The 8,873-nt window shown below is 37.2% G+C and carries 6 protein-coding genes; 4 read left to right on the top strand and 2 right to left on the bottom strand.

Going from position 1 to position 8,873, the window contains the following annotated elements:
* Positions 1 to 832 precede the first annotated feature (832 nt).
* Positions 833 to 1,564 carry a DsbA family protein gene (locus EA412_07405; protein ID TVR79046.1) on the bottom strand — a complete coding sequence of 244 codons (732 nt, stop codon included), beginning with the start codon at positions 1,562 to 1,564 and terminating at the stop codon, positions 833 to 835.
* A 258-nt stretch (positions 1,565 to 1,822) separates the two neighbouring features.
* Here EA412_07405 and EA412_07400 point away from each other — a divergent pair, with 258 nt between their 5' ends.
* From EA412_07400 to EA412_07385, 4 genes are read left to right on the top strand one after another with little or no spacing between them, the layout of a single operon-like run.
* Positions 1,823 to 4,087, top strand: coding sequence for a T9SS C-terminal target domain-containing protein (locus EA412_07400; GenBank protein ID TVR79045.1), 2,265 nt, complete (start codon positions 1,823 to 1,825; stop codon positions 4,085 to 4,087).
* A 23-nt stretch (positions 4,088 to 4,110) separates the two neighbouring features.
* Positions 4,111 to 5,016 carry a methylmalonyl Co-A mutase-associated GTPase MeaB gene (gene meaB, locus EA412_07395; GenBank protein TVR79044.1) on the top strand — a complete coding sequence of 302 codons (906 nt, stop codon included), beginning with the start codon at positions 4,111 to 4,113 and terminating at the stop codon, positions 5,014 to 5,016.
* Positions 5,017 to 5,045: 29 nt separating this feature from the next.
* Entirely contained in the window at positions 5,046 to 5,282 is a 237-nt protein-coding gene (locus EA412_07390) for a CDGSH iron-sulfur domain-containing protein (GenBank protein ID TVR79043.1), read from the top strand.
* Positions 5,283 to 5,331: 49 nt separating this feature from the next.
* Positions 5,332 to 6,363: a nitronate monooxygenase gene (locus EA412_07385; GenBank protein ID TVR79042.1), complete on the top strand. Its 1,032-nt coding sequence runs from the start codon at positions 5,332 to 5,334 to the stop codon at positions 6,361 to 6,363.
* 31 nt (positions 6,364 to 6,394) lie between these two features.
* On the opposite strand, the gene EA412_07380 is transcribed toward EA412_07385, so the two are convergent.
* Positions 6,395 to 8,830, bottom strand: coding sequence for a TonB-dependent receptor (locus tag EA412_07380; GenBank protein ID TVR79041.1), 2,436 nt, complete (start codon positions 8,828 to 8,830; stop codon positions 6,395 to 6,397).
* Positions 8,831 to 8,873 lie beyond the last annotated feature (43 nt).

The raw sequence follows: 8,873 nt of genomic DNA, 5'->3' as shown, positions 1-8,873 counted from the left end.
TTAAACTCCTTGCGTCGAACAGTAAAATTTTTCACGCAAGATTCAAGCAGCGGGTACCCCAAGTCCGGAATAAAGGCCGCACTCCTTCTGCGAAACGGTTTCTTTATGGTCTTTAAGCTTAAAGTTCATCCAAAATATAAATACTAAAGCCTTCCGTGCCTTTAACAGGGCCTTGAGGGATTGTCCAACAAAACAAGAAAACTTTGACTATGAGAAGAAAATGGAGCAAAAACAGCCTCACACCCCACCATCATTGTGAGCTTCAAAAGGGGAGCCGAGAGGGTAAGCTTGAAGTGTGACAATCTCTTGATTGGGAGCATGAGGTTCAAAATACTATTCTAGTCTTTCTAACAATTTAATGAATAAGAAAAGCCTTCCTCTTACATGTCATGCTGACGTCAGGAAGCATCTCCGCATTAATAGGGAGACTTCTCACAACATTTTCCATCATAATTTTTCCATTTCCAGCTCTTTCTAACCAGGAGATTACCACACGCGACTTGAGTGCATGCACAAAACCCTATACTTACGGTAGTCGCGCTCGTAATGACAGATTTTTTTAGGTTTTCCCTTTTATGAGCTGGCTAATAAAATTGCTGCCTTTGAATTTTTGAAATCTTGGAATTTGGTCTCTTTGGTCTTCTTGGGACTTTTTTGCTTTTCATCAAGGAAAAAGATTAAATAAAATAGCTATATATTTACGCTTTTAATTGATGCTTATAGATGAAATTATACACTTTCTAAGGGTCTAAGCGCTAATAAATAACAATCAAGCACCCAAAACGGCCGGGTATTCATCTGGAATATCCATAACTTAGAAATTTAGCTTAGTCTACTTTTCCGTAAGAATTTTTTGAATTCTTTGTTCAAGCTCCTCATAAGAAACATAGCCTACTGAAACTCTGTGTCTTTCCCCATTTATCTCTAAAAAAACCGTAGGAAAACCACGTACCTCTAAAGAACCGGATTTTTGAAAATCAAGATAGGTTTTCGTTTTATATTCCTCATCTTCCAAAGCTCTGCGAAAAGACCTCTCTCTATAACCTAATTCTGCCGCAATGGGAATATAACTTTCTAAATCAGCCGGTTGAACTCCATCATAATAAATCGCTTTGTTTAATCTTGCAGAAAACTCAACTGCTTTTTCCGGGAATTTTTCTTTAAAGACTGTCATAGCCAATGCCGGCTCAAAAGATGAAAATCTCGTGCTGCCCTCCTCAAGAATATCTACCAAAAAAGCTTTGCCAAACTCAACTCCGGCAGCATCTTCAACAGCCTTATATGCATTTGAAATGTATGGGGCGACTTCACCAATCGGACCTACCCGGTCTCCTGTTACCATTCCTCCGCTAATTACTTCAAAACTAAAATCCGCTTTGTATTTCTGATGAATTTTTGTAATTACCGGACTAAATCCATAACACCAACCACACAAAGCATCGTAAACATAAATCAAATTCATTTTATCTTTTTTTTCTATTAAAGTGTTTTCTCCATTAGCAGGATTGAAGTTTAAAATCATTACACAGATGAAAAATATGAAGCCTTTGTATCGTTTTTGCATGATTCGTTTTTAAGAAATTATTATCAGCAAAGTTAAACAAAGAAATATATAGTTTTGTTGTTAGAAATGCCGGGAATTAAGTTTCTCGTTTTATTTTATTATTTAATCTGTCAGAAATAAATAGTTTCAACCGGTTTTAAGCATTTTTTTTACTTCAATTAGTTCAGGTCTGTTCTATATAAATCATTACAGAATTCTGTATCTTAGCGATAAATAAATTCTAATACATAAGGATAACAATCACACAAACCTATTTCAATGAGCAAAAAAAACATTCTTTTAATACCCGTTTTTCTCATACTAAATCTTGCTTTAGTAAATGCTCAGTCGAACTTTTCCCCTATAGTTAAAAACATGGTTTTTGACCTTGAAAAGTTAGAAAAAACCAATCTCGATACAAACGGAGACTTACCCGAAGAAATCATTAATCTTTATGTGCTTCAATGGGAAAATAATGATTGGTACACCGGCTATTTAGCAAAATTTGAAAATATAAATGCACTAACTAAAATAGAAAAAATAGAAGGTGCAAGAATAACCTCTGTATTTAACAATATCGTTAGTTTTCGGATGCCCTGGCAATACACTCCAAAACTCTCTGAAATAAGTGAAATTGTCTATATCGAAGCCGGCAATATGATTCAGCCTTTTCTACACGAAGCTGTGAAAGACGTTAATACTGATAGTGTTTATTCAGGTATAAACTTACCCTTACCTTTTTATGGAAAAGATGTTATTGTCGCCGTTTTGGACTGGGGTTTTGACTATACACACCCAATGTTTTACGATACGCTTATGCAAAACTTCAGAATTAAAAGGGTGTGGGACATGAACGATAATTCCGGCACACCCCCTCCTGCTTTCGGATACGGAAAAGAACTCATAGGGGAACAAATGATTAAAGCCGGTTTGCATGATGTGCCCTACTGGGACGAAAACAAAAGTTCTCACGGCACGCATGTTGCAGGCATTGCTGCCGGTGGTGGAGCCGGCACCCAATACAGAGGGGTTGCTCCTGAATCTGAGCTGATTTTTATATCTATGCAGCAAACGCCATCCGGCATGGCTGATGCTTTGGCTTATGTAGAAAATTATGCTGATGATGTTGGCAAAGCTGTTGTTTACAATATGAGTTTTGGAGGTCATGTTTTTCCGCATGATGGAAATGATTTATTGAATGCAGTTATTGATGATGTGGCAGGTCAGGGAAGGATTTTTGTTGGCAGCATGGGCAACAATGGGAACCCTCAGTTTGCCTTTCATATTTTCAATGACTTTTCTCAAAATAGTGACACAGCTAAAACTATGGTAGAGTTCGTCTCTATTAATAACTCCATAGGTCAGGTCGCTTCTATATGGGAAGAAGATGGCAATCCATTTAGCATTTCTCTGGGATTTCCCGGTCCCAATGGCATTGTTTTAGCAGAAACGCCCTGGTATAACAGTTATGACATACCTGAAGTATTGGAAGATACTTTGTTTCACAATGGAGATAGTATAGCTTACCGAATTAGCCGTTCCGGTCCGGCTTCAAACACCGGCAAGTCTTTTATGATTGTTGAAATTATAAAGCCAATTGCAAACAGAGTTGTTTTACAGATGCATTCAGATAATGCACGCTTACATGCATGGAATTTAATCCGGATGAAAACATATATTAATAATGCAGGCTTTTTATTCAGTGCGGGCAGTGGTGCCGGCAGTCCCTTTCCCGGATACATACAGGGAGATGTCAGCTTTGGTCCGACAGTTCCTTCCGGGACAGGAAGAAACGTAATAACGGTTGGTGCATATCGTGCCAAACGCTTTGTTGCTTCAACCGGCAATTATGTCTTTGGAGAAATTGCTTCATTTTCAAGTCAGGGGCCAACAACAGACTATCGGGTTAAACCGGATATCACAGCCCCGGGAAGACTTGTCATTTCATCACTCTCCAGCTATCAGGATGGATTAAACCCGTTTGATTATGCTGAAACTGTTGATTATGAAGGCAGGGTGTATCCTTTTCAGGCTTTATCCGGTACTTCAATGTCAGCCCCTGTTGTCAGCGGTATAGTAGCACTGATGCTGGAAGCTAATCCCGGGCTTTGGCCAAATCAGGCTTTAGATATTTTGCAGTCAACAGCTTTGCATGATCAACACACTGACTCGCTATCAGAAACAAGCACCGGCAGCAACCTTTGGGGAAGAGGAAAAGTAAATGCTTATCAGGCTGTTTTAAGAGCTCTTGAAGTTACCGGTATAGAAAGACCTAGAGCCTACAATCAAAATGCTTTTCTAATCTATCCAAATCCTGTGCAAAATCAATTTACGATTCTTTCTGAAGAAATTTTACAGGAAGATTTTACCATTAACCTTTATGATGCAACCGGGAGAAAGGTTTTTCAAGAATATTGGAGTTCTAACCAAAATAATTCCTTTTTAAACTTAAAATTACCCGGAAATATTCGTTCCGGTTACTACATACTGAAATTGAGTTCCCTTTCATCTGAACATACTCTGCCTTTAATTGTAAAACCTTAAAACAAACAAGCATCTATTGAAAAATGACTGACCAATTAATTCAAAAAGTATATTCCGGAGATATCAGAAGTTTAGCTAAAGCAATTTCCTTAGTTGAAAATTATGACGATGAAGGTCTGGAACTTTTGTTAAAACTTGACATCCCCAAAAACAACCCGGTAATAGGAATTACGGGACCTCCCGGAGCAGGAAAAAGTACTTTTGTAAATGAATTAGTCAAACAAATTTTGTCTGATACCGATAAAAAAATTGCGGTAATAGCCGTAGACCCCAGCTCACCTTTTAATAAAGGCGCTTTGTTGGGGGACAGGGTACGAATGTCTGAGCATTTTTTAGACGAAAGAGTTTATATTCGGTCATTAGCTAGCAGAGGTTCTTTGGGGGGACTTTCAGATAAAATAATTGAAGTAACGGATCTTTGTCGCGCTGCCGGTTTTGACTATATTTTTATTGAAACTGTTGGTGTAGGCCAGTCTGAAGTGGAAATTGCCGGCCTGGCCGATATAACTATAGTATTATTGGTTCCCGAATCCGGTGATGAAGTTCAGGCAATGAAAGCCGGACTAATGGAAATTGCTGATATTTTTGTTGTAAATAAAGCTGACAGAGCAAATGCTGAAAATTTCTATTTGAATCTAATAAAGCTGGTAAAGTCCAAAAAAAATGAAAAAAATCAAACGATACCGGTGCTCAAAACAGTAGCTCAAACCGGTAAAGGAATTGATGAGGTCGTGTTGGAGTTAAACGCTATGCAAAAGAAAATTCCCAACAAAAAAGAACGTTTTCTTTTAATGGCACTCAAAGCAAAAACATTGATACAAAACTGCAGAACCAAAGATCTGGAAGGTTTAAATCTTCCGAAACTAATTCAAAAAGAAGAAGAAAATGGAAATTTTCAACTTTATAGATTCGTAAAAAAGTATTGTTAATAAAATTTTAAACCTAAAAAATTATAATTATGAATAAGCCTGAAATACCTCAAAAAGCACCTTTTGTTATTGATTGTGAACCCGGAATTTATGCCTGGTGCTCCTGCGGAATAAGCCAAAATCAACCTTATTGTGACGGATCTCACAAAGGAACGGGTTTTAAACCCATAGTTGAAAAAATAGAAGAAAAGAAAAAAATAGCCTGGTGTGGCTGCAAATATTCTTCTAACAAACCTTTTTGTGATGGTAGTCACTCAAAAATTTAATTATTGATTTTCATTCAATAGACTTTTTATTTAAAAACCACCCTCAAACATGAAAAGCTTTCAAACAGCATTCACAGAGATGCTAAATGTCAAATATCCAATTGTTATGGCGCCTATGTTTTTAGTATCTAACGAGGCAATGGTAAAGGCGGCTATTAAAAGCGGAATTGCCGGTACCTTTCCTTCTCTAAATTATAGGGAGCCGGAAGAACTGACTGCCGTTTTAAAATCCCTGAGAAACACCTACGAAACAGATAATACTGAAAAGGGGACTTATGGTGTGAATATGATTGTTCAAAAGACAAATCCATATTATAAAAAACATCTTAAATGCTGCTTGGATGAAGGCGTACCCTTCTATATCACTTCTTTGGGAAACCCGCAGGAAGTTATACAGGAGGCGCATAAAACGGGCGCTAAGGTATTTTGTGACATCACAAACTTAGAGCATGCTAAAAAGGTTCATGATTTGGGGTGTGACGGATTTGTTTCTGTAACGCAGGGGGCAGGTGGTCATGCCGGGCCTTATCCCAATCAGTTGTTGATTCCATCCCTTAGAAAAAGATTTCCCGAAAAACCGGTACTGGCTGCCGGAGGGTTGGCAAATGGAGAAAGCATACTTTCTGTATTAGCTTTAGGAGCCGCTGCCGGATATCTTGGAACACGATTTATTGCCTGCAAAGAAGCTACCGTAAGTGAGGAGTATAAAAATGCAATTGTTGAGTCCGGTATGGAAGATATTGTTTTAACTGAAAAGCTTTCCGGAACTCCCTGCAACGTAATCAATACTGATTATGCAAAAAAAATCGGCTATCGTCAGGGATGGATTGAGAAAAAACTTTCTACAAACAGACATACCAAAAAATATATTAAAATGCTTGTCCAATACAGAGGTATGAACTGGCTGGAAAAATCGGTAAAACCGGGAAGCTATAAAAACCTTTGGTCTGCCGGACAGAGTGTAGAGCTGATTGATGAAATTCTTAGCGTAGATAATATCGTTCAAAAGCTAATGCTAGAAATACATCAGTCTTTAGAAAGATTAAACAGCCTGGTAAAATCTAATGAAAAAGTATTGTGAGTTTAATAATCAGCAACTCACTTTTACCCGTTTAAAACATATCATCGTCATCCATACCGCTTGGCCCGCCACCTCTTCTTTGTCTATCTCTTTCACTATAACCTCTGAAACGATAGGTAAAAGCCAGAGTAATAACTGATGTTTCCCAGTTAAATTCACGCTCCTGATAAAAGTTTTCATTGGTGTTTTCAAATCGAAATCTTTGGGTTCCAAAAATGTCCGAAAAGTTCAGGCTGATTGTTCCGTTATTATTCATTATGTTCCTTCTAAAGCCCACATTAACTCCATAGCGGGACTTGATTCTTCCTTGAGGGAAAACCATTGGTCCGCTGTAATTACCGGTTACCTGGACATTGAAAACTTTTGGTATGCGGATGTTTGACATTAAACTTAATGTCCAGCTAAAGCTTTCATCAGAAAAAGGAGAACCATTAATATCTCCGGATAAAACCGAATAATAAAAATTACCGGTTAATGTAGCATCAAAGTTATTACTTAAGCGAAAGTAATTGACTAATTCAAGACCTGTATTATTTCTTTGTGCAGCGTTAAGCCAGGTTACAACTGAAGTTTGCTCATCAAAAGAGGTGATAGCCCTGGTGATTCCGTTTTGAGTATTTCTGTGATAAATACTGGCCGATAACATGTATTTTTCCCAAGATTGTATATAGCTAAGCTCTATGTTATCTGTGATTTCAGGCTCAAGATAAGGGTTCCCGAGTCTCAGATTTAACAAATCCTGCGCATTAATAAAAGGCATGAGCGAGCGCATTCCCGGTCTGCGTATTCTTCTGCTATAATTCACCTGAACATCTTGGTTTTCACTTAAGCTGTAGCTTAAAAACACACTCGGAAATAGGTTTATGTAGTTATTAGTATGTATTGAATCAATTTTAGGTTGGAAAGATTCAGTTATAGTATACTCTGTTCTCAATCCGGCCTGATAACTGAATCTGTCAATATTATCTCTAAAAATAAAATAAGCTGCATAAACATCTTCATTGTAATCAAAGCTGTTTGTTATAAACTCATTTTCAACATATTCATTAGTAACAGGATTCAATTCATTAAAAATTTGCTCCCTGTTCTGTTCCGTTAAGGTAAGCTTAACTCCTGTTTCTATGGCTCTTTCATTTTCAGTACTCAAACTATGTTCAAAATCCGTTTGAAACAAAAACATTTTATTTCTCACAGGTCTCTCATAAGTCTGGTCTAAGCCTTTTTCCGGCAAAACTACGTAACCCTCAGTAATAAAATACTGATCAAAATATTCAATTCTGTCTGTTTCATCATCAGAATATGATGACTGTATATTCAAACTGCTTGAGCCTTCATTCAAACTTAAACTATAACTTCCGCCAAACTCAAAATTTCTACTATCTCTGTCTTCCGTTAAAAAACGAACGCTCATACTGTCTAAGTCCAGATTTTCATTTTTAAACCGGTTATAGTAAGTTCTCTCTCTGTCAACTGTGCGTAAATTTATATTAGAAAACAAACGCACCGTGCTGTTTTCTGTTAAGTCATACTCTATACCTGTTCTAATCAAGTGCGTATTATTATAATTTCTGGTATTGAAATTCTGGTCTAAAAAAGGAGTGGCTGTTGGTGAAAAGTTTTCTCTGAAAGTTTCACTTGTTTGCCTGTTTTGACGGTACTGATAATTGTAGTTTGCAAAAATATTGAAGTTATCTCTTCTAAAATTCAAATTTAAACCACCGGAATATCTGTGACCGGTTGCTGCAGATGCATTTACCTGACCATTGATGCCACCACGTCTTTCTTCTTTTAGTATAATATTTATAATTCCGCCTATACCTTCTGCATCATATCTTGCTGAAGGATTTGTAATAAGTTCTACACTTTTAATTGCATCTGCGGGATATTGTTCTAAAACGGACTCAACATCATCTCCGGATATATTTGTTGGTCTTCCATTGATAAAAATTAAGATATTACTGCTGCCTCTCAATGAAATACCTCCTTCTTCATCCACCTGAACAGATGGAAGGTTTTCAAGCAACTGAATAGCTGTTCCGCCATCAGAAACCGTCATATTTTCTACATTAAAAATTCTTCTGTCTGCTTCCGTTCTGAAAAGACTTGCAGCAGCTGAAATTTCAACTTCTCTTAATTCCTCGGAAGATATTTCTACAAGCAAATCTCCCAGTCTGTTTCTGCCTTCCTCAATAGTTATTTCTCTGGTGATTGATTGATACCCTATGTAACTTGATTTTAAAATATATGAACCCGGATTAATTTCAGTCGTAAAGCTGCCGTCTAAACCGGTAGTAGCTGCCGAAACGGTCGAGCTGTCCTCCGGTGACATGAAAACAACTTGAGCAAACTCCAGTACTTCATTTGTTTTGGCATCTTTGAGCGTTCCTGAAACCGTTGTCTGTGCAGTTACAGTTATTGCTAATAAAAAAAGGAAAGAGAGAATTAAAGTACTTTTTATAAGATTCATAAATTATATTTGAAACAACAACAGCAAAGTTCTAAAATAGTTA

The sequence above is a fragment of the Chitinophagaceae bacterium genome (assembly GCA_007695095.1).
In the GTDB taxonomy this organism is placed as follows: domain Bacteria; phylum Bacteroidota; class Bacteroidia; order Chitinophagales; family REEL01; genus REEL01.
Note: the sequence above shows the minus strand (reverse complement) of the source record. Positions and strands in the feature narration are given on the sequence as shown.